We start from the raw sequence: 22546 nt of genomic DNA on the forward strand, positions 1-22546 counted from the left end.
GATAATCCTTGTCTGTATCACATAAAAAACCGTAAGGTTAATTTTGTTGTTAAATCAATATATATAGAGAAGAGAAAAGTAATGTTTAATAAGAATGAATTTAAAATATCAATTTATATCAGTATTTTTATTATAGTTAGTAGTCTTATTATATTCCAGATACTAAAGCCTTTCTTTTTCGATCATTCTCAAATGTTAAATTTCACGATTCAAATTACTTCTTATAAAAATGGCTATACACAAAACGATTTCATGAAAGAGTTAAAAGAAATAAATTCAGCAGCTTATGGGATATATGAATCTGATTACTTTTTCCCGTTTATCACAACCCATATACAACGTGAAACAATCTTGATGCTACCAAAACTCAGAAAAAATACAGATACAGAAGTCAGTGATATACCCATAAAGTCAAACAATAAATTTTATTTTCAGCTCCCTCTCTATTCCCAAGAGCATTTTTATCCCATCTCTTATATTAGCTTCAATCTCCCTTCAACTTTTGGAGGTGTAACTTTTGATTGCAAAAGTAAGTTCCCAGAACAAACATCTTTGATCGAGACAGAAAACTATACAGCCCGAATCATTTTTAATAGAAAAAAATGTTCTATTCAATCATATTCATAATTCAGCTATTTAATTTTTAAAATAGGTTAAAATACGCAAAATTTAGATCGGTTTAACTTATGTCTACCCAATCATGGCTCAACCAAAGCAGTCTTGTCCTTGCCAGCAATAACAAAGGTAAAGTCGCAGAGTTTGAAAAACTTTTTGAACAGCTTAAGTTACCTGTAGAAATTATTCCTCAAGGTCGCCTTAATATTCCTGATGCAATTGAAGATGGTTTAAGCTTTATTGAAAATGCCATTATTAAAGCTCGTCATGCATCTCAAATTTCAGGTAAACCTGCTATGGCTGACGACTCTGGTATTTGTATTCCTGTATTAGGCGGCGCACCTGGTATTTACTCAGCACGCTATGCTGGAGAACACGGTGACGACGCAGCAAATAATGCCAAGTTACTTAATGATTTATTACCATTTCGTAAAAATGGTGAAGTGATTGAAGGCATGTTTGTGTGTGTACTTGCTTTAGTAACGCATGCTGAAGATCCTTTGCCACAAATTTTCCAAGGCATTTGGCACGGCGAAATTTTAGAAGCTGCTCGTGGTGAAAATGGCTTTGGTTATGACCCACTGTTCTGGTTGCCTGAATTGCAAGTTTCTAGTGCTGAGCTGTCTAAAGAAGACAAAAATAAGATTAGTCATCGTGGACAAGCGATGCAGTTATTTAGAGAAAGCTTGCAGAAGTAAAACTTTATATAGCATTTATTTAGTTTAATTTTAAAGCCATTTGCCATCGTGCTAGGCGACATGGATGTCGCCACGTCACTGCCTTGCGCAGATTCCCAAAGCAGTGCTTCGGAAATCGCTCAGGATGTGTCGTCAGTTCAACAAATGGTTTTGTTACTTTTGACGAAACAAAAGTAAATATTGCCTATATACACAAAATAAGCATATAACCACTATTCAAAGGCAGTCTGATCTAATCATCTTACTTAGAAATAAAGATGCAAAAACACTGCATAAATGGCAATACACACACAACTCACAATCGTCCCTGAAGCAATATAAGCCGCAGATCTTCCTGTTCCTTGATAATGTGTTTCTAGCGCTACAATATTGGCTGCTGGTGGCAAACAGAACATTAAAAACATCACTCCAATTTGCTGGCTCATATTGGGAATCGGTAAAAATCTATACGTTAGTCCACAAAGAATAAAACCACACACCACCTTAAAAGCTTGAGCTTTGGTACTGTAGATTAAGTCTTTTAAATGCACTCGAGTACGACGCAACCACATTCCCAGTACACACATACCCGCAAAAGTCATTGCGAACTTAGCAACCTCATACACCCAATGTATGGCAGGATGTTCGATATGCTGAGCACCAAGAAGTCTAAGTAGAAGCGCAACGAATATTGAAATACATGGTGGAGAAGACAAAACTTTTTTTAATATATTGAGCTTACTTTGCGGTGCAGTCGTTACTGCTGTAACTGCCCATGCATTTCCGAACAGCGACATACCAATATATAACGCCACAATAGGCGCCGTGGCTTGGGGACCAAATAAAGCCATGGCAAAAGGAAAACCGAGCCACCCCATGTTGGTATAACTTGCACAAAGTGCTAATAATCTGTCTTTAAATAAAGCTAAATAAGCAAAGAAAATAAGAAATGCTGAACCAAAGCTAAACAGCATTAAACTTAAACTACCCGGTTGATAAAATACCATGTTGTAAATAATAACAACGGGAATAAGTAAGCGTGCGAGCCAAGCTGAAAGAACAGGTTTTATGGTTTCTGAAAGAGAAGTCTGGGCAAGTAAAAGTCCAGTGATAAACGCCAATATTGGCAGTAATAACGCCACGTTTGCTCCTCTCACCCCTCAAAATCAGTTTGTTATGCTACACCTTTTCAAAGTGAAATGTACTCTCCTTTTCAAGTAATTTAAGCTTCTCTTTTTTAACCCTTTCTAAAATAAAAAACCAAATACACCCTTTATAAAACTACCTTTTAGATTTTGACTAACGGCCATTGTCTTAAAAATGACATATAAATGTCACATTCCTGTCATGGCAACCTGTTGAGATAAAACAAACTGAAAAGAGGTATAAGATCATGGCCGGTTTATCTATTTGGCACGTCGTTATTTTTGCAATTGTCGTTATTTTATTATTCGGTACATCTAAATTAAAAAATATCGGTAAAGACGTAGGCGGTGCAGTAAAAGACTTTAAAAAATCAGTTCGTGAAGAAGACGAAACTGCTGCTCTTAATACTCCACGTACAATTGATGCCCAAGTCAAAACCCCTGACAGCACATCAGTGAAAAGCTAAAGGTTTTCCACCATGCTTGATGTAGGAATGACAGAGCTACTCTGTTTTGCAATTATTGCAATTTTAGTTTTAGGCCCAGATAAACTTCCAGAAGCCGCACGCTTTGCTGGTCGTTGGTATGTTCGCCTAAAACGTTATATTACCAATTTGCAAAATGAGATTGATCAAGAGTTGCGTCTTTCTGAATTTCGAAAAGAAATGCAAGAAGAACTCAACCGCATTGAAGCACTGGAACTGAAAGTACAACAACAACTCGAAGAAATACAAAAACAGAATATTTCCGAAAATGTAGATAAAACTGAGGCTTCTAAAATATTGCCAAAGCCTATTCGGATATGTCTGCCTATCTCGGGACAGTATAAAGTGCCATACATTGGAAAGTTTATTCCTTTGGTATCGACACCCGAAATTTCAGAGACATCTCCCGTTAACTTGAAGATTGCCGTATGAACCAACTGCCTTCAACCACTGTAAATTCTCAGGAAAATCTAGACCAAATGCCTATCATGAGCCATTTGGTTATTTTAAGACGTCATTTATTTAGAATTGTTGGGGTAACATTATTTTTATTCTTTTGTTTATTACCCTTTCGAAATAATACATACCAACTATTATCTGAACCTTTAAGGCTGCAACTTCCGGCATCATCTTCAATGATCGCTACAGATGTGACTGCAACCTTTATGGCTCCATTTAAATTAAATTTATTTGTCGCGCTCGTGTTAGCTATGCCATTTATTCTTTATGAAATATGGTCTTTTGTTCGCCCTGCGTTGTATCAAAAAGAACGACATTTAGCGATTCCGTTACTCATTGGCAGTATTGTTTTGTTCTATGCCGGCGTTGCTTTCGCATACTACATTACCCTTCCTGCAATTTTACATTTCTTTATTAGTGTATCACCTGAAACCGTCGCACCTATGACAGATATTAATAGCTATTTAAGCTTTTGCTTAAAGCTATTTTTAGTTTTTGGTCTCACTTTTGAAATTCCAATTGCAACCCTACTACTCATTTTAATAGGCGTAGTAGACACAAAAAGTCTTGCTGAAAAAAGACGCTTTATTATTGTGGGATGCTTTTTTGTAGCCATGTTCATTACACCGCCAGATGCAATTTCAATGGTGATGTTAGCAATCCCAATGTGGTTACTTTTTGAGCTCGGATTGCTCTTTGGTAAAATTCTTGAGAAAAGAAAAACTCATTCTACTGAATAAAATGATTTCTAAGAAAAAGCCTGAACCTTCAAGTTCAGGCTTTTTGTTTAGAACACTTTTTAATCTACAAAGCAATAAAGTGTCTTCAAAGTGACTTAAAAATGTAAGAAAAGTGTCATTTTCAGTCCATAGAATCAACTCAACAAATATACCCACAAAATTTACGGATTTCTTATGACAACTGCTTCTACTCAACCAACGCGTCGCGAAATTTTAAAATGGTTCTCGGGGATTCCTTTTCTACCATTAGGGGCGATGGCTACGGCAGCAACGTTAGCAGGTTGTAATGATAGTGATGACAGTTCTGTAGTCACTCCAACACCGCAACCAAGCAAATTAAAAAATGCAAAATTTACGGCAATGTCAGCTCCAACAGCAGCAGCAGACCGTGCAACAACTTTAGTAAATTCTAAATTAAAAATTGATTGGGAAAACTCAACCAGTACTGAGTACCAACTTGCTTATAAACCTTTCTTTAAAACTGGTGATAGCGTACCAAAGCATGGTGGTGGAACAATTATCGCTGGTGGTTATTTCGATGTTAACGGCAATCCAATTATGGATAAGTCTGTTGCGGGTAAAGAGCGTCAGTTCTTTTCAGACTGTCCAGATGGTTCATCATTAATTCAGTTAGAAGGTGCGAAAGTTGATGGTGTAGCAAATCCTGTATTCCATGTTGTTCAATTTGAGTACAACTCAAAGGACCAAGCAGGTGGAGATACTTATGGCCAACTACCATCGCCAATTGCAATTTTGACTTTAGATCAAGACCAAAAAACTGGTCATCTAGAACTTAAAAAATACTTCAATGTTGATACTGCTCCAGTCCACGGTCTATGGATTACTTGCGGTGCTAGCCTATCGCCTTGGAATACTCACTTATCAAGTGAAGAGTATGAACCTGATGCATTCAATCAAGGCATTGGTGGTACAGATCCAAAATATCTTGGTAAATACTTCTTTGGTGATGAAACTAAAGCAAACCCATATAACTACGGTCATTTGCCAGAAGTAACAGTTAACCTTGATGGTACTGGTAGCATTAAAAAGCATTACTGCTTAGGCCGTATTTCTCATGAACTTATTCATGTGATGCCAGACAATCGCACAGCACTTATGGGAGATGACTACACAAATGGTGGTTTCTTCATGTTCGTTGCTGACAAAGAAAAAGACTTATCGGCAGGTACGCTGTATGTCGCTAAATACATCAATACTTTAACTGAAACTTCAACTGCGAGTATTCAATGGATCAAACTTGGTCATGCGACAAGTAAAGAAATTGAAGATTTAGTTGCGGGTGGAATTAAGTCAACTGACATTATGGAAAGTTTAACAACGAACCCAAATGATGCCAGCTATACTGAAATTACTTTGGCAAAGAAAACACTTTGGGTCAAACTTAAACCCGGTATGGAAAAAGCAGCAGCTTTCTTGGAAACACATCGTTATGCAGCACTAAAAGGTGCAAGTATGGCGTTCACCAAGATGGAAGGAACAAACGTGAATATTAAAGATAAAGTGGCCTACTCTGCTTTAGCTAATATTCAAGATTCAATGGTTGTTGGCGGTAAGGGTTATGTTGCAGAACATAATGTAGGGTTCTCTAAAAAAATTACTGCTGGTGGGGTTCTTGCACACAAGTTGGGTAATAGCTTTACAGACAATGAAGGCAGCTCAATTAATAGTGAATGGGTCCCTCTTTACTCATATATGTTATTAATGGGTGAAGATCTTGCTGCGAAAGATAGTTTAGGTAATACAGCTCATCCAGACAAAATTGCCAGCCCAGACAACCTGAAATTTTCTGAAACTTTACGTACATTATTCATTGGTGAAGACTCAGGTAATCATGTTAATAACTTCTTGTGGGCATACAATGTAGATACCAAAGAGTTAATCCGACTACTTTCTACACCAGCAGGTGCAGAATCGACTGGCTTGCATGCGGTAGATTCAATCAATGGTTGGACTTATATCATGAGTAACTTCCAGCACCCAGGCGATAGCAGCAGTGTACCTGAGGATGTTAAGGCATTAATTAACCAAAATTATAACAATGGTTATAGCGCTAACGTGGGCTATATTACAGCAGACCCAATTGCACCATCAGTCACAACCAAATAATTTTTAATATGCTCCAAACATTATAGCTGGCTAAGGTCAGCTTTAATGTTTTTTAGATAAGCTCGCACTTTTTATAAAAATGAAAAATCACTGAAGTTTTAACTAACTTATCATCAAAACGTCAACGCCACGTCACATTCACAACCTAAGCTCATGAAGACTTTTAGAACAATCTCTTTATTATTTACTTAGGAATTTCCCATGACAGAGCTGACGCCATATCATGAAGACCAAGAACTGGATAACAATACTTCAGACAACATCCACTTCCGTGACATTTTAGAACAACATGTAAGCCGCCGTAGTTTAATCACCAAAGCAGCAAGCGGCGCTGTAGCATTAACTTTAGCTTCTACATTAACTGGCTGTAATGATAGTGATGATAACTCGGGTTCGAACAACGGTGGAACCCCGCCTGTAGACCCAAATAAAAGACCAGAAAAATTAACCTTTACAGCAGTTGCAAAAAACCACAACGATATCGTGACTGTACCTGAAGGCTATGAAGCCAATGTCATTTACGCTTTAGGTGATTCAATCAACCCTGCGTTTGGGGACTGGGATGATAATAATATTCCATCAGGTCCAAGCTTCCAGTTCCGTTCTGGTGACTGCCATGACGGCATGCATTTCTTTGGTTTAAATACATCGACAAGCCGCTTTGATGAAAGTGTTTCAGCTGAAGGTTTGTTAGTGATGAATCACGAATATATTAATCAGACCTTCCTTCATCCCAAAGGTCCAACAAAAGTTGATGGACGTCGCCCTGAAGATGAAGTGATTCGTGAAACCAATGCACACGGCGTATCTGTCGTTCATATCAAAAAAGATGCAGCAACTCAAAAAGTAGAAATTGTTAAAAAATCAATTTTTAACCGACGTATTACAGCATCAACAGAGATGGTTTTTGCGGGGGCAGCAGCTGGTTCTAGCCTACTTGCAACTCGTTTCTCGCCTGCTGGCCGTCAAACTCGCGGCACACATAATAACTGTGGTAATGGTTATACCCCTTGGGGCACATATTTAACTACCGAAGAAAACTTTATTGGTTATTTCCAACGTTCAGGTAGCGATGAATATGCACGTACAGATGCAGAAAAAATTGCATTAAAACGTTACGGTTTAGGCGTTAAAAAAGATGAACCATATCTTTACGAGAAAGATGAAAAAGGTGCGCCTAAAAAAGATAAAGATGGCAAGGTTATTTATTTAAAAGATAAAAATGGTGAGTTAATCCCTAACGTTGATGAACAAGGGCGACAAATTTATTTAGGCACAAGTTCACGTTATGGCTGGGAAACGGCAATTGGTCAAGTTGAATCACAAGACTTATATGATCGTTGGAATGCTGATGTAAAAGCTGCGCAGGCAACACAAGACTACCGCAATGGACCTAATACATTCGGTTGGATGGTCGAAATTGATCCGTTTGATGTTCGCCAAAATCCAGTTAAACGTACCTCATTAGGTCGCTTTGCACATGAAGATAGTGCTTGCCGTGCCGTTGTAGGTCAACCATTAGCATTTTATATGGGTGATGATTCTCGCGGAGAATACATCTATAAATTTGTCTCTACCGCTGTATGGGATGCCAAAGATGTAAACGGCGGCTATACGGTCGGTGACAAATATATGAACGCAGGTAAATTGTATGTTGCCAAATTTAATAACGATGGTTCAGGTCAATGGATTGAACTTGCCTATGGCAAAAATGGCTTAAATGAAAGCAACACCACTTACCCATTCAAATCTCAAGCAGATGTTGTAACATTTGCGCGTTTGGCTGGCGACGCTGTCGGTGCTACAAAAATGGACCGCCCAGAATGGTGTACGGTTAACCCAGTGAATGGCGAAATCTATGTAACTCTTACCAACAACTCAAATCGTGGTAAAGACTACCCAACAGATGCAGCCAACCCACGTAACTACACAGATTTATATAACGGCACCAAAGAGCAAAAAGGTAACGTTAACGGTCATATTATCCGTTTTAAAGAAACCGATGACAAAACCACTGCTGAAACCTTTAAATGGGATATCTACCTGTTCGGCGCAGAAGCATCTATGGCATCAAACATTAACCTATCTGGTTTAACTGACAATAACGATTTGTCTTCACCAGATGGTATGTGGTTCGACTCACGCGGTGTGCTTTGGATTCAAACAGACGATGGTGCATATACCGATGTCACCAACTGTATGATGCTTGCTGCACTACCGGGCCAGATTGGTGATGGTGCTGCTGCCACTACGTCAAATGGCCAACAAACGCTAGTCGGCGCTAAAGTTACAGACTCAACATTACGCCGTTTCTTGGTTGGACCAAAGCAGTGTGAAATTACAGGCATTGCCATGACACCAGACCACAAAGCTATTTTTATTAATGTTCAACATCCTGGTGAAGATTCTAAGAGTTATGCGACACCAGACAGTAACTGGCCTGCAACTCAAAAAGATCCAAGCAATAAAACTGCACGTCCACGTTCAGCAACTGTTGTGATTACCCGTAAAGATGGCGGCGTGATTGCAGGCTAATTTGTTTATGCTTATAAAAATGCCGGTCAATTGATCGGCATTTTTATTACTATCGATTTAAGAGAATCTGCTGCTGCACAATTTGACCGCTGTGCTCACCTTGTTGGGTCTTTTCTAACCAAAGCCATTCATTATTGGTCATTCTTAGAAAGTTCGAACAACGTGTGCCATACACAGGACTTTGAATAAAGGTGGATGATAATAACTCTTCCATTTCTGCTTGAATGCCAGTATTCGGCAATAATGCCGTTGTGACCTTGCGCTCATCTTCCAGAATATCCCACGCTGCATGTTGCAAGATTAATTCTTCTGTCTGGTGTTGAAGCATAGGCAAAAACTCTTGCGTAAACCGTGTTCGTAAATGTCTGGTTTTTTCCCAATGATCAGACATGAGGCCATTAGAAACCACATAGACTCCATTAGCTAAAACTTGAGGAGCTTCGCCGCGGTTACTCATATAGACAGCCTGATCAGCATTGCCCATAAACAAGTTAAAACCAGCAAAATTTTGTTGTTGCTGTTCTAATTGTTGTGCAAAACGAATAGGTAATAAATCAGATTCTAAAAAAGCCTGAACTAAATGCCCTCGAGAAGTTTCATAAGTTTTTTGGTCTCGCCCATCACGGAAGTTGGTTAAAACCGCCCATCGGCCTTGAGGTGTTACCCCCATCCAAGTACCACCGGACTGTAAGTCCTGCCCTGCAACAATTGGCGTATGTTCCCACTGATGCAACAAAGCTGTGGGGCGATGATAAAACTCGTCTCGATTTGACATAAGACACAAGGGCAGATCATCCAGAACATGCCATGCTAAAGCCACAATACACATTAATTCTTGTTCCCTATCTTTACACATTGAATGTACAACATTTTTCACATCATTCCGCTACAATCTGTCAAAACGTAAGATCAAGGAGCAGCAATGCTGACCTATCCTAATATCGATCCGGTCGCAATACACTTAGGACCTCTTCAAGTCCATTGGTATGGACTCATGTATTTATTAGCATTTTTATGTGCTTGGGGGCTTGCTTCCTACCGTGCCAAACAGCGTGATGGCTGGACATCGGACATGGTTTCCGATCTGGTATTTTACGGTGCTCTAGGTGTCGTTCTGGGCGGTCGTGTCGGCTATGTCCTTTTCTATGAGTTTGATAAATTCCTCGAAAACCCAATCTGGCTATTTCAAGTCTGGACAGGCGGTATGAGTTTCCATGGCGGCTTTTTAGGCGTCATGATTGCTATGCTATTTTGGTGTAAAAAATACCAAAAAACATGGTTTCAAACCCTCGACTTTATTGCTCCTTGTGTACCGACTGGCTTAATGTTCGGACGCATTGGTAACTTTATTGGTGGAGAGTTATATGGTCGTGCGGTAACTGACCCAAATTATCCATTTGGTATGATTTTCCCGACAGATCCGTTACACCTAGTTCGCCATCCATCACAAATCTATCAAGCGCTTTGTGAAGGTTTAATTCTATTTATTATCTTGTGGTGGTTTAGTTCAAAACCGCGTCCACGTATGGCTGTTTCTGCCCTATTCTTAATGGGATATGGCGTTGCCCGCTTTGTGATGGAATTCTTCCGTCAGCCAGATGCCGACCAAGGTTTTATTCTATTAGGCTGGATGACAAAAGGACAAATTCTAACAATTCCAATGTTGCTGATTGGGCTTTGGATGATGTGGTACGCCTACCAAAAGAAAATTTACGACTGGGGTCCACAAAAGAATAGTTAATATCTAAATTAGAGGAGTTTCGGCTCCTCTTTTCTTTTTTTATGCTACAGTTTTTACTCTCCCAAGATGAAGATATACCATGCTGGAATTCTGGTTTAACACGCAAGTCCCGACATTTAAAAAACTAGTGATTTTAATTATTACGCTGCTTATTTGTATTGCGCTATATCAATACCAACCACTGCCTTTAGATACGATTCTGATGTTTACTGGAACTGGGGTAATTTTTTTAATCTGTCGTTACTTTAAATTGCACTTTGCTCAAAAAAACCCGACGGGGTTATTTTACCGCCTGTTGACTTGGATCCCTATAGCCCTTTTGTTTGCTCTTATTTTTGTTAAAGCAATGCCTAATTTACTTATATGGGGCGTGCAAGGAATTGCTTTTATGGCGCTTGCAGCTTTTATTTTTTCGCCTCAATCGCTTTTTAAGAAATAGGTTTAGTTTTCATGTTGGCTTATTGGTACAACGCTCCGCGCCATATCAAACTCATCTTCATTATTGCCGTTTGTGTGGCAGTTTACATAGCTAATCAAGTTCAGCCCTTGTCTCCTATTTATACTGTGCTCAGCCTTATTTTCGGTTTTGGTTTACATGTTGGACATTACTTAAATAGCAAAATTTCAAATAACAAATCATATAAATCGAGCTTTAGAATTTTAAGCAGCATCTATCCTATTTTTATCGTTGTTATTTTGATGTATCTGCTTCCTGCTCAGCATAAATGGATTCTTGCGCTACAAGCTTTAGGCTTTGTACTGGTTGGCTTTTTTCTTGTTTCGATTTATCAAAATCGCGCCAAGCGATTTGACTAATTACGTCCATTGAAATGCCATAGAACCATTTTTAGATTTTCATCTTGAGCTACAACAGGTATCATCTTCAATGGTTCATGATGAAGCAGCTCTATTGCGTAATTATTTATCGTTGAGCTATCTCCCCCTTTATTTTATGGAATTAATCCGAACTCGAGAGTGTTATGCGTGCATATTTAGACCTTCTACAACATATCCTTGATAATGGCGGTGACAAAGGCGACCGTACAGGCACAGGAACCCGTTCTGTATTTGGTCATCAAATGCGTTTTGATCTCTCTAAAGGTTTTCCTTTACTCACCACAAAAAAAGTTCACTTCCGTTCTATTGTGATTGAGTTACTTTGGTTTTTAAAAGGCGACACCAACGTCCAATATCTAAAAGACAATAAAGTTTCAATTTGGGATGAGTGGGCTACAGCAGAACAAACTGCCCGTTTTGGCCGCCCAGAGCATGAACTTGGACCGGTATATGGTCATCAATGGCGTAATTTCGGCGCAACCAAAAATGCGGATGGCACTTATAACCAAGATGGTTTTGACCAAATTAAATGGTTAATTAATGAAATCAAAACCAATCCGAATTCACGCCGTTTAATTATTTCAGGCTGGAATCCAAATGAAGCTGGACAAGTGGCTTTACCACCTTGCCACACGCTTTTTCAATTTTTCGTACAAGATAACAAATTGTCATGCCAGCTTTATCAACGTAGTGCAGACGTGTTTTTAGGCGTGCCTTTTAACATTGCCAGTTATGCTCTACTCACCCATATGATTGCTCAAGTGTGCGGTTTAGGAGTCGGTGATTTTGTATGGACAGGCGGTGATACGCATCTTTATGTCAATCATTTTGAACAAGCACAACTTCAATTGACACGTGAACCTTTACCCCTATGCCAATTGAAACTGAATCCAGAAGTAAAAGACTTATTTGATTTCAAATTTGAAGATGTTGAAATTGTAGGGTATGAATCACATCCTGCAATTAAAGCACCAGTTGCAGTATAACGACGACTCAAATTTCATTAGGTTACGGTTTAGAGAATAAGATTATGGCATGGCAAAATGTAGAAGTTGTTCACGTTGTGGCAATGGACAAAAACCACTGTATTGGTAAAGGCAATGCGTTGCCATGGCATATTTCTGCCGACTTAAAGCATTTTAAAGAAATCACTCAAGGCGGCGTGGTCGTGATGGGCCGTAAAACGCTTGAGTCTATGGGGCGTGCGCTACCCAATCGTGTGAACTGGGTCATTACCCGTGACATTAACTGGCAATTTGACGGCGTTAAAGTTGCCTATTCAATTGAAGATGCTTTAAACGCAGCTTTAGAAGATGTGAAAAATACCGAAAAGCAGGCACTGTTCATTATTGGTGGCGGTGAGATATTCAAGCAGACTTTGTCGATTGCAGACCGTCTTGAACTCACTCATGTTGACTTAGATGTGCAAGGTGATGCACATTATCCAACAATACCGAGTGAATTTCATAAAACTGCGAGTGAACAGCAAGTTGATGAAAAATCAGGAACTTCATTCGAGTTTGCTACTTATAAAAAATAATTCTATGGATGCCTATGCACAATATCGGAACACGTGAATTTATTACTGCCCTACTTTTGGGGCTTTTGCATAGTCTATTCACGCTGTTTATTGTGTTCTCTAGCATTTGGGTATGTGTAGCGCTCTGGGTTCAACAACCTTTTGGCTGGTTAGGCAGCCGCATACTCATTGGCATCTGGATTGCTTTTGCACTCAGTATGGCTGGCTTATATGTGGAAGGCCATATTATTAGCCGCCGTACAGACATCCTGATTTATCTTTTGGCATTTGCCTGCTCTCTCGTTTGGTATTTTTCGATTACTGCACGCCAAGACCGCGACTGGAACCCTGAAGTTGCCAATATGCTGAGCTACGAAAAGCATGGCGATGTGATTACCCTGCATAATGTTCGTAACTTCAACTGGCATCCCGATGGAACCTATGATGTTCGGTGGGAAACTCGAACTTTTGATCTTAACCAGTTGAATGGCATAAACATCATTGCCTCTTACTGGATGGGACCACAAATTGCTCATACATTGGTTAGCTTTGAATTTACCAATCAGCAACCTTTAGTGTTCTCAATCGAGATTCGCAAAGAAAAAACTGAAGAGTTTTCGGCAATTGGTGGATTTTTTAGAAAATATGAACTTAGCTTAATTGCTTCTGATGAAAAAGATATTGTGTACACACGCAGTAACATCCGCAAAGAGCAAGTTTATAATTTTCCTATCAACATGCCACGTCGCGAGCAAAAGGCTTTATTTTTAGAATATCTAAAGAAATCCGATGAGCTTCGTGCAGAACCAAAGTGGTACAACACCCTCACCAGTAACTGTACCACCTTAATTTTTGATATGGTTCAAGCGATTAACCCCTATCAACTTCCTAAAGATTATCGCCTAATCGCTTCAGGTTACTTACCTAATTATTTATATGATCTTAAAGCACTTAATCAAACTATCAGTTTAAAACAGTGGTATCAAATTGCACACATCAACCCACGTACTGAAAATTTTGAACAACTTTCAGATCAGAGTAGCGAACATTTCTCTCAAATCGTTCGACAAGGTTTACCAAAACCGAAATAAGTAATGCACTTTTCTTTACTTTTTTATACATGCTTTACTTTGTATTTTAAATACATAAACCCTATTGTAATAGGCAGGAAATAGAGGGAAAAACAATGCAACAGGCATTATTTGGCGGCGGCTGTTTTTGGTGCGTCGAAGCTGTATTTTTACAAATACGCGGTGTAGAAAAAGTAACTAGTGGTTACGCAGGTGGGCACACGACTAATCCTACCTACGAGCAAGTCTGCCAAGGAGATACTCAGCATGCTGAGGTGATCTTGGTAGATTTTGATGAAGAGCAAGTAACATACTCCCAGTTACTCGATGTATTCTTCGCGACTCACGATCCAACGACTTTAAATCGCCAAGGTAATGATATCGGCACGCAATATCGCTCTGTTATTTACTATTATAATGAAGAGCAAAAGCAGGCAGCAGAACATACGATTCAAACGCTAAAAGATGATGATCTTGATATTGTGACTGAGTTGTCTCCGGTTCCGACGTTCTATCCAGCCGAAGAATATCATCAGAATTACTATGCAAAGAATCCTTCACAAGGTTATTGCAACTTTGCGATTCCACCTAAGTTGCTCAAGCTCTATAGTAAATTCCAGCATCTTATGAAAGATCAATAAATTCGAGCAATAAAAAAGCAACCGATTTGGTTGCTTTTTTATTAGGTAAACTAAATTTTAGTTTTCACTGACAAAGGCAATATCGCTCAGTCCGGCTTCACTGGCGCGAGACATTACCTGTGCAACAGTATCGTACTTCGACTCTTTATCTGCACGAAGCTGAACTGTTGGTTTAACATCACCTTGACCTGCTTCTTGAAAACGTTTTTGAAGCTCATCAAGGCTAATTACTTGAGTATCCCAAGCCACTTCACCATTTGCATTAATACTAATCGTAATTGCTTTTGGTGGTGGATCAATAATTTCAGCAGTTGTTTTAGGAAGCGTTAATGGAATCGATGGGTTGGCAACTGTTGCTGTGACCAAAAAGATGATCATTAACACCAACATAATGTCGATTAGCGGAATGAGGTTCATCTCATTTATGCCACTATCGTGGTCTTCACCCAATTGAAAAGCCATTAAGCTTGACCTCCAACATAACTTTGCTGTGCAGTTTTAACATCAGACTTTACAGTTGAGTCTTGCTGCAACATCGTATCAATTAATAAGCTGTGTGCTTGATCTTGTAAATCATGAGCAAGACCACGGTTAGCACGTACACAGATGTTATAAGCCAATACCGCAGGAATCGCAACTGCAAGACCAAGGCCCGTCATAATAAGCGCTTCACCTACTGGTGTAGCCACTTGAGCCAAACCTGCTTGTCCACTTTTACCTACCGCAACAAGTGCATGGAAAATACCCCATACCGTACCAAACAAACCAACGAATGGTGCAATTGAAGCAATTGTTCCTAAAACAGAAATACCTTTTTCAGCATTGACTTTTTCAGCAGAAATTTGACGAAGTAGAGCCTGCTCCGCAACCGCTTTACGCTGCTCAAAACTTAAAGGTTGTAACTTTGCTTTTAGCGAAGTGATAGCCTGAGAAAGTTGAGCATAAGCTTGTTGTTTTAATTGGCGAGTCCCCATCAAACGTAAGATGAAAACTGTCCAAGTAGCAATCGACATTGCCAATAAGATGAAATACAGGGTTTTACTCACTGCATCTGCATGTTGCCAATAGATTGAAAAGTTCATATGAACTCCTACGTAATAAAGTTTAATCTGCTAATACAATTATTTTTTAACAACACTTGCATCAAATTGTTGTTTGATCACAAAAGGAGTCACCACACCATTAGGTTTATACGAATTAAACCTAGCACTATAAGTTTGCTTAACAACATAGGCATCAAATTTCTCATTACCAGTCGACTTAGTAATCTTTACACCCGTCACCTTACCCGTACCATCAGATGAAATTTCGACTTCTATGACTTTTACTCCATCTTCAGGCTTAAAGTAATAAGAAACTTTTTCCGCAGAGATTTTTGGAGATCTGCTCCAAGATACATCACCTGCGGCCACTCTTTGAGGTTTGCTACGATTTTCTTGATCACGAGCTTGTTGATCTCTTGCAGCTTGTTCACGTGCTTGTTGATCTCTTAAAGCTTGTTCACGTGCTTGCTGCTCTCTTAAAGCTTGTTCACGTTGAAGTTGCTCTAATCTCTGCTTTTCCAACTCTTGCTGCTTCTTTAATTTCTCTTGAGTATCATCTTGTTGAATAACCTTTGGCTCTACCTTCTGTACTTTCTGAGCAATAACTTTTGGCTTCTCAACAGGTTTAGGCTCTACCTTCTTCTCAACAGGTTTAGGCTTTACCTTGGGCTTGATCGGCTCTACTTTTGCAGGAGGAGGTGGCGGCACATCTTCTTTAATTGTTAAAAAACGTACCTGTAAAGGTTTCTTATCGATTGGCTTTAATTCAGCAGGCTTAATATGGCTAACTGCCCATAAGACCCCGATATGACCAATTGCAACTGCAATTAGTGCTGTGATGACTTTCTTTTTCATCGGATTGGGAGCATTTAAGGCTGCGGAAGATTGACTCATAAGAATCTAATTACCTAATGGATGATGATTTCAGATTTCTATTTATAGAAACGATTTCAAACATCGGATAGAACAATAAAGTGCCACAATAATAAATGAGAAGTGTTTTCATTTGCAACTATTTTTTGAGAAAAACATTTACTCTCTATCAGAGGTTGTTACCAGTTGAGTATCTTTGCTTTAGTTTTCTCATAGTTACATGAATAGACATCCCCTGCTCACGATTTGTTTAGCCAAACTTAAAATAGTTAGACTAATTACACTATGAACAGATCTATTCTTATGATAAACCCATTTGTTATTGATATGTTATATTATTTCAATTTTATTTTAAATATAAAAAAACACGCAAGAAGCGTGCTTTTTTAAAATAAGCGTTATTTAAAAAACAACGGTCTTATTACCATCAACAATAATACGGTCTTCTAAATGCCATTTCACTGCGCGAGCCAATACATTACGCTCTACATCTTCACCAAGCTCACGTAATTGCTCAACATTATAGTCATGACTCACACGCTCAACGTCTTGTTCAATAATTGGGCCTTGATCAAGGTCAGCAGTAACATAGTGAGCTGTCGCACCAATCAACTTCACACCTTTTTCATAAGCTTGCTTATATGGGTTAGCACCCACAAAAGCTGGCAAGAAAGAATGGTGAATATTGATGATTTTCATTTCCCATTTCGCAACAAAATCTTCGCTTAAAATCTGCATGTAACGTGCAAGAACCAATAAATCGTTACCTTGCATCATTTCATCAATTTGCGCATAAGCTTCAGCTTTATTGTCTTTGGTGACTTTAATTACAGTAAATGGAATCCCGAAGTTTTCGACAGATTCACGTAAATCTTCATGATTTGAAATAACATGAGTAATTTCACAAGGTAACGAACCACGTGCATGACGCCACAATAACTCAAGCAATGCATGGTCAACTTTAGAAACTAAAATACCAACTTTTTTAACATCGTTTACGAAAGCAAGACGCCATTGCATGCCATAACGCTCAGCAACGTTCGCAGCAAAAGTCTGAATCAAAGCATCTTTACGCGACTGTAAGTGGTCAAGTTCAAATTCAACACGCATGAAATAACGTCCGCCCTGAGCTTCCGTCGCATACTGATCAAGCGCGGTAATGTTTGCACCTTGGTGATACAAAAAGCTCGATACCGCTTGTACGATCCCTGGCTTGTCTTCACAAGTAATCAGTAAACGGGCTGTATTGGCAGTGGTCATATTCATTTGGTTAATATCACTTAATTGAGATAAATTTTTTAATAGGCCGAGTATTCTAGCGCCCTAAATAAACAAGCACAACTATTCGTCTTTTAAGGACGATAAGCTAGCAAATAGATCTGAAGGGCCAAGAGATTCAAGCAACTGCTCATAAGTTGCTCGGCTTTCACCCATAAGATAAGGCCCTTCAAGGAAAACCATTTGGCGTAATGCTTGCCAAACCCATTTTTCTTCTAAATGGTTATTGTCACTAATATGACCAGACATATACAAAAAGTTTGTCCAGTTTGTTAATACAATCCAGAGGTTAATAATGAGTGCTTCAATTTCCGATGGCGTCATTTTCATAAGACCTGCATCTACAAAGGCTTGATAAATTCTTTGCCCCTGCTGCATGACCTGCCCCGCAAAACGTGGATAAATCTTTTTAAAGTCTTCGTTACTTTCAACTAAATGATAAACATCACGATGAATAAAGCGGTAACTCCATAACTGACCACTGAGCACTTGAAAATAGTTGATTTTATCATTGGTCGTTAATGGTCTATCGTCAGGTAAAGAAAGTACTTCCAAAGTCTCCGCCTGATATTGATACATTAATTCCTTAATGATTTCATGCTTGTTCCGGAAATGATAATACAAGTTTCCGGGACTAATACCTAACTCCGCAGCAATATGATTGGTTGTAACCGACCGTTCACCTCGCTCGTTAAAAAGCTGCAAACTGATTTGTAAAATCCGGTCTTTTGTCTTCAGAGCTTTAGGTTGAGACATTTTAATAACCTTTAATAATTCAAATGGTTAAGACTTGAACACATAAACTGACTTGACTATTTAGAGTATTTACTCTAAAAAATAAACATATCAATGTATTTGGTAAGTACCGATGAACAGTCAAACAAAAACAAATCCAGAGACTCAGCTCCCTTATGATGTTAAGCATTTACATGATTTGCTTGAACAACAAAAGCTTGCTTATTTACGTCATCCGGTACCCACTGCTAAAGAGCGTATTGATCGTTTAGCTCGTCTTAAAAGAGTCTTGGTAAAATATCAAGATCAGATTGCGGACGCAATTAACCTTGATTATGGCAATCGTGCAGTTATGGAAACAAAAATTGGTGAGTTACTCACCAGTTTGGAACAAATCAAATATTACAGCAAACATCTGACAGCGTGGATGAAACCTTCAAAACGCCATATCAGTGTATTACATCAACCAGCAAAAGGTTGGGTACAATATCAACCTATGGGTGTAATTGGTATTATTACACCATGGAACTACCCATTGCTGCTTTCAGTTGGACCATTAATCTGTGCGTTGGCAGCAGGCAACCATGCCATGATCAAGATTTCTAGCGCCTCTCCAAATTTTGGGCGAGTCCTTGAAAGTGTATTAGCAGAAGCCTTTCCACAAGAATTAGTTGCTGTGGTAAATGGTGGTGGCGTTATTTCAGATGCTTTTAGTCATTTGCCTTTTGACAAAATGATTTTCACAGGCTCAACTTCTGTTGGTAAAACAGTGATGGCAGCCGCAGCTCAAAATCTGGTTCCTGTTATTCTTGAGTTAGGCGGAAAATCTCCTGCACTTGTGCATGCATCTATGGATATGAAAGATGTGGCTCAACGTATTGCTGTAGGGAAATTATGGAATGCAGGACAAACTTGTGTTGCACCTGACCATATTTTCTTACCGCGCGGGAAAACTGCCGAGTTCATCGAAAATTTTAAATTGATTGTGGCTGGCATGTATCCACACTTCCGCAATAATCAAGATTACACATCTATTATTAATGACAAACAATACAACCGTATTCAGGGCTACCTTGAAAATGCCCGCGATCAAGGTGCTCGTATTGTGGAAATTAACCCACAAAATGAAATTTTAGATGATGTCCGTAAAATTGCACCGACTTTAGTTACAGGCGTAACGACTGCAATGGATATTATGCAAAATGAAATTTTTGGTCCCGTTCTACCAATTTTAGAATATGATCAAATAGAAGAAGTCATCGAATTTATTAATAGTCGTCCACGTCCTTTAGCCATGTATTATTTCGACTATGATCAGGCGCGTGCTGATTATGTTGCGCAGCACACCCACTCAGGACATTTCGGAATCAACATGGTCATTACCCATGTGGCTCAGGATGATTTACCCTTTGGAGGAATTGGCGCATCAGGTATGGGTAAATATCACGGACCAGAGGGCTTTTTCAGTCTTTCTCATGAACGTTCGGTGATGTCAAATCCAAAACTTTATAGTCTTAAATACATTCTTCCACCGTTCAATAAGCCCATTCATCGTTTCATTTCGAAAACCTTGTTGCGCTAACTGATCAAGGCATGATCTGTTATACTAAATCATGCCTCGTTTTTACCAATTCCGCTTGTCTTTTAATCGTATTTTTGGTATAAAACGCCCCTTGAATGAATTCATCCGTTTACATTTAGTATGACTGGCCACAGATTTGCTGTTGGCTGAATCAATGGAGTTACACCATGTCTAAGGTTTGCCAAGTTACCGGCAAGCGTCCAGTCGTTGGTAACAACGTCTCACACGCCAACAACAAAACCAAGCGCCGGTTCGAGCCGAACCTGCACCACCACCGTTTCTGGTTAGAAAGCGAAAAACGTTTTGTACGTCTTCGTTTAACCACTAAAGGTATGCGTATTATTGACAAATTGGGTATCGAAAAGGTTGTTGCAGACCTTCGTGCTCAAGGTCAAAAGATCTAAGGAGTCTGAACAATGCGTGATAAGATTCGTCTCGTTTCTACAGCTGGTACAGGTTATTTCTATACCACGACTAAAAACAAACGTACTATGCCGGAAAAAATGGAAATCAAAAAATTTGATCCAAAAATCCGTCAACACGTGATTTTCAAAGAAGCTAAAATCAAATAATTTTAGCCTCGAAAAAAACGACTTCACAATGAGGTCGTTTTTTTTTGCATTTTTTTTATACCTGGCTTTTTTTTGTTAAACTTTCCACATATTTCGCCTTGGCATTTTTTATGCTTGTCTTTAGCCTAACTCACGTAAAAGGAGTTTTTAGTGCCGCATGACGTAGATTTAATTGTTTTACTTGCTGTTGGTTTCGGTGTTGCCCTCTTCTTTGGTTATCTTGCAGCCCGATTACGACTTCCCCCTCTTATCGGCTATTTAATTGCCGGAATTATTATTAGCCCAAATACACCTGGCATAGAAGCAGATATTCATCTTGCTAACCAGCTTGCAGAACTCGGGGTCATGTTTCTGATGTTTGGTGTAGGGATGCACTTTTCATTAAATGACCTATTGCTCGTTCGCCGTATTGCTGTACCAGGCGCGATTTTACAAATTGCGGTCGCCACTCTATTAGGAGTTGGCGTATCCATGCTATGGGGATGGAGCTTTGGTTCTGCACTCGTTTTTGGCTTAAGTCTGTCGTGTGCGAGTACTGTTGTATTATTAAAAGCTTTAGGAGACCGAGGTCTTTTAGATTCAGTTAACGGCAAAATTGCTGTGGGTTGGCTGTTAGTCGAAGATTTAGTCATGGTACTGGTTTTAGTACTCCTTCCAGCTACAGCAGTTTTACTCGGTGGGAAAGCACCAGAAGGTGCAGATAGTAATATCTGGCTAACCCTTGGGCTCACTTTATTAAAAGTAGTTGGCTTTATTGCCTTTATGCTGATTGTAGGTAAACGCGTTGTTCCTATCATCATGCAGTTTGTTGCTCGTTTAGGTTCAAGAGAGTTATTTACCCTGACCGTTGTTGCAGCCGCTGTTTCTATTGCCTATGGATCTTATGCCATTTTTGGAGTTTCCATGGCATTAGGGGCTTTCTTTGCGGGAATGGTTGTTAAAGAATCAGACTTTAGCCACCGCGCCGAAGAAGAAACGCTTCCATTACGCGAAATTTTCTCAATTCTGTTTTTTGTCTCTGTGGGAATGCTTTTTGACCCACATATTCTGGTTGAACGTCCGCTACATATTTTGGCCGTTATCGCCATTATTATGGTAGGTAAAACACTTGCTGCAATGGCTTTGGTTTTATTCTTTCGTTATCCCATCAATACAGCCCTTACAGTTGGCGCGAGTTTGGCCCAAATTGGTGAGTTCTCATTTATTTTAGCAACTCTCGGTGTCTCATTAGGTTTATTAACTTTAGAAGCACAAAACCTGATTCTAGCTGGTGCTTTATTTTCAATTACGCTGAACTCTTTTATATTCTCTGCAATTGAACCAGTACAACGCTGGATTCGTGAGCGCTCTCACTTAGCTCGTCTTCTTGAACGTAGTGGTGACCCATTAGCAATGTTACCTGATGAAGTCGATCAGGCTTACTTACGCGATCAGGTCGTCATTGTAGGATATGGCGGTGTGGGACGACGTATCACTGAAAATTTAATTAACGAGAATATTAAGGTCGTTATTGCAGAAGAAAATCGTGAAATCGTAGAAAAACTGCGTCATTCGAATATTGCAGCAGTCAGTGGTGTTGCGACTGAGCCAAGTGTTTTAATTCAAGCACATATCATGCATGCACGGCTCTTGGTGATTTCACCTATGGATATTTTAGATATTCACCGTATTGTGGCGATTGCTAAGCAATTAAACCCTCAAATTCAGGTGTTAATTTGCGCAGAAAGTAAAGAAGAAGCGGCTATCATTCGAGATGAGAATATTGGTGAAGTGTTCTATGCTAAAGAGGAAATGGCAAAGAACATGAGCCATCATATAGTAAATCAGATCGAGCTTGCCCATCAGTCAACTATTCATTAACTGATATAAAAA

Annotated in this window: 24 protein-coding genes and 1 pseudogene; 18 read left to right on the forward strand and 7 right to left on the reverse strand. The window is 39.2% G+C overall.

All coding sequences use genetic code 11. The features are described from left to right. Positions 1-81 precede the first annotated feature (81 nt). The gene (locus tag ASF86_RS13790) at positions 82-627 is read left to right on the forward strand and encodes a hypothetical protein (RefSeq protein WP_056482929.1); all 546 of its coding nucleotides are present in this window, start codon (positions 82-84) and stop codon (positions 625-627) included. A 59-nt stretch (positions 628-686) separates the two neighbouring features. Next, positions 687-1313 (forward strand): RdgB/HAM1 family non-canonical purine NTP pyrophosphatase, encoded by a 627-nt coding sequence (gene rdgB / locus ASF86_RS13795; protein ID WP_056482932.1) that lies wholly within the window; start codon positions 687-689, stop codon positions 1311-1313. Between the two features lie 245 nt (positions 1314-1558). Here the strand turns inward: rdgB and ASF86_RS13800 are convergent, their stop codons facing one another. Continuing rightward, complete coding sequence (locus tag ASF86_RS13800; RefSeq protein ID WP_056482935.1) at positions 1559-2434, reverse strand: AEC family transporter; 876 nt, start codon at positions 2432-2434, stop codon at positions 1559-1561. A gap of 251 nt (positions 2435-2685) precedes the next feature. Here ASF86_RS13800 and ASF86_RS13805 point away from each other — a divergent pair, with 251 nt between their 5' ends. The 5 genes from ASF86_RS13805 to ASF86_RS13825 all read left to right on the forward strand — a co-directional run bounded on the left by ASF86_RS13805 (position 2686) and on the right by ASF86_RS13825 (position 8783). Next, on the forward strand, positions 2686-2904 hold the full coding sequence (locus tag ASF86_RS13805) for a Sec-independent protein translocase subunit TatA (protein ID WP_004794775.1): 219 nt from the start codon (positions 2686-2688) through the stop codon (positions 2902-2904). A 12-nt stretch (positions 2905-2916) separates the two neighbouring features. Beyond that, positions 2917-3354 (forward strand): Sec-independent protein translocase protein TatB, encoded by a 438-nt coding sequence (gene tatB / locus ASF86_RS13810; protein WP_056482938.1) that lies wholly within the window; start codon positions 2917-2919, stop codon positions 3352-3354. Beyond that, positions 3351-4121, forward strand: coding sequence for a twin-arginine translocase subunit TatC (gene tatC / locus ASF86_RS13815; protein ID WP_056482941.1), 771 nt, complete (start codon positions 3351-3353; stop codon positions 4119-4121). The genes tatB and tatC overlap by 4 nt, the downstream gene beginning before the upstream one ends. Positions 4122-4295: 174 nt before the next feature. Continuing rightward, positions 4296-6248 (forward strand): PhoX family protein, encoded by a 1953-nt coding sequence (locus ASF86_RS13820; protein WP_004641055.1) that lies wholly within the window; start codon positions 4296-4298, stop codon positions 6246-6248. Positions 6249-6449: 201 nt separating this feature from the next. Further along, the gene (locus tag ASF86_RS13825) at positions 6450-8783 is read left to right on the forward strand and encodes a PhoX family protein (RefSeq protein ID WP_056482943.1); all 2334 of its coding nucleotides are present in this window, start codon (positions 6450-6452) and stop codon (positions 8781-8783) included. 49 nt (positions 8784-8832) lie between these two features. Here the strand turns inward: ASF86_RS13825 and ASF86_RS13830 are convergent, their stop codons facing one another. Next, a complete protein-coding gene (locus tag ASF86_RS13830; protein ID WP_056482945.1) occupies positions 8833-9612 on the reverse strand; it encodes an NRDE family protein in 780 nt (259 codons plus the stop codon). 93 nt (positions 9613-9705) lie between these two features. On the opposite strand from ASF86_RS13830, the gene lgt reads away from it, so the two are divergent. The 7 genes and pseudogenes from lgt (at position 9706) to msrA (ending at position 14591) form a co-directional block, all read left to right on the forward strand. After that, positions 9706-10524: a prolipoprotein diacylglyceryl transferase gene (lgt, locus tag ASF86_RS13835; protein WP_005036980.1), complete on the forward strand. Its 819-nt coding sequence runs from the start codon at positions 9706-9708 to the stop codon at positions 10522-10524. Positions 10525-10603: 79 nt separating this feature from the next. Continuing rightward, complete coding sequence (locus tag ASF86_RS13840; protein WP_004641047.1) at positions 10604-10963, forward strand: hypothetical protein; 360 nt, start codon at positions 10604-10606, stop codon at positions 10961-10963. Positions 10964-10974: 11 nt separating this feature from the next. Continuing rightward, positions 10975-11344, forward strand: a pseudogene (locus ASF86_RS13845) (hypothetical protein); the annotation flags it as partial. Positions 11345-11504: 160 nt separating this feature from the next. After that, the gene (gene thyA, locus ASF86_RS13850; RefSeq protein ID WP_003654809.1) at positions 11505-12347 is read left to right on the forward strand and encodes a thymidylate synthase; all 843 of its coding nucleotides are present in this window, start codon (positions 11505-11507) and stop codon (positions 12345-12347) included. A 44-nt stretch (positions 12348-12391) separates the two neighbouring features. Beyond that, on the forward strand, positions 12392-12901 hold the full coding sequence (locus ASF86_RS13855) for a dihydrofolate reductase (protein WP_003654807.1): 510 nt from the start codon (positions 12392-12394) through the stop codon (positions 12899-12901). A 14-nt stretch (positions 12902-12915) separates the two neighbouring features. Further along, positions 12916-13971 carry a DUF4105 domain-containing protein gene (locus ASF86_RS13860; RefSeq protein ID WP_017391312.1) on the forward strand — a complete coding sequence of 352 codons (1056 nt, stop codon included), beginning with the start codon at positions 12916-12918 and terminating at the stop codon, positions 13969-13971. A gap of 95 nt (positions 13972-14066) precedes the next feature. Further along, entirely contained in the window at positions 14067-14591 is a 525-nt protein-coding gene (msrA, locus tag ASF86_RS13865) for a peptide-methionine (S)-S-oxide reductase MsrA (RefSeq protein WP_005036987.1), read from the forward strand. A gap of 57 nt (positions 14592-14648) precedes the next feature. Here msrA and ASF86_RS13870 read toward each other — a convergent pair whose 3' ends face one another. The 5 genes from ASF86_RS13870 to ASF86_RS13890 all read right to left on the reverse strand — a co-directional run bounded on the left by ASF86_RS13870 (position 14649) and on the right by ASF86_RS13890 (position 18541). Next, positions 14649-15053 (reverse strand): ExbD/TolR family protein, encoded by a 405-nt coding sequence (locus ASF86_RS13870; RefSeq protein WP_003654800.1) that lies wholly within the window; start codon positions 15051-15053, stop codon positions 14649-14651. Continuing rightward, on the reverse strand, positions 15053-15673 hold the full coding sequence (locus ASF86_RS13875; RefSeq protein WP_004641039.1) for a MotA/TolQ/ExbB proton channel family protein: 621 nt from the start codon (positions 15671-15673) through the stop codon (positions 15053-15055). Before ASF86_RS13875 ends, ASF86_RS13870 begins: the two co-directional genes overlap by 1 nt. 39 nt (positions 15674-15712) lie before the next feature. Beyond that, positions 15713-16528 carry an energy transducer TonB gene (locus ASF86_RS13880; protein ID WP_056482953.1) on the reverse strand — a complete coding sequence of 272 codons (816 nt, stop codon included), beginning with the start codon at positions 16526-16528 and terminating at the stop codon, positions 15713-15715. Positions 16529-16909: 381 nt separating this feature from the next. Continuing rightward, positions 16910-17773, reverse strand: a complete 864-nt coding sequence (purU, locus tag ASF86_RS13885) for a formyltetrahydrofolate deformylase (RefSeq protein ID WP_004794803.1) — start codon at positions 17771-17773, stop codon at positions 16910-16912. A gap of 75 nt (positions 17774-17848) precedes the next feature. After that, complete coding sequence (locus ASF86_RS13890) at positions 17849-18541, reverse strand: TetR/AcrR family transcriptional regulator (RefSeq protein ID WP_004641034.1); 693 nt, start codon at positions 18539-18541, stop codon at positions 17849-17851. Between the two features lie 112 nt (positions 18542-18653). Between ASF86_RS13890 and ASF86_RS13895 the strand changes: the two genes are divergently transcribed. The 4 genes from ASF86_RS13895 to ASF86_RS13910 all read left to right on the forward strand — a co-directional run bounded on the left by ASF86_RS13895 (position 18654) and on the right by ASF86_RS13910 (position 22534). After that, positions 18654-20102: a coniferyl aldehyde dehydrogenase gene (locus tag ASF86_RS13895; RefSeq protein WP_005036991.1), complete on the forward strand. Its 1449-nt coding sequence runs from the start codon at positions 18654-18656 to the stop codon at positions 20100-20102. A gap of 167 nt (positions 20103-20269) precedes the next feature. After that, complete coding sequence (gene rpmB / locus ASF86_RS13900; protein WP_000048256.1) at positions 20270-20506, forward strand: 50S ribosomal protein L28; 237 nt, start codon at positions 20270-20272, stop codon at positions 20504-20506. 12 nt (positions 20507-20518) lie between these two features. Further along, entirely contained in the window at positions 20519-20674 is a 156-nt protein-coding gene (gene rpmG, locus ASF86_RS13905) for a 50S ribosomal protein L33 (protein ID WP_003654787.1), read from the forward strand. Positions 20675-20824: 150 nt separating this feature from the next. After that, on the forward strand, positions 20825-22534 hold the full coding sequence (locus ASF86_RS13910) for a cation:proton antiporter (protein WP_056482956.1): 1710 nt from the start codon (positions 20825-20827) through the stop codon (positions 22532-22534). The last annotated feature ends 12 nt before the right edge of the window (positions 22535-22546 follow it).

It is taken from the genome of Acinetobacter sp. Leaf130 (genome assembly GCF_001423205.1).
Classification (GTDB): domain Bacteria; phylum Pseudomonadota; class Gammaproteobacteria; order Pseudomonadales; family Moraxellaceae; genus Acinetobacter; species Acinetobacter calcoaceticus.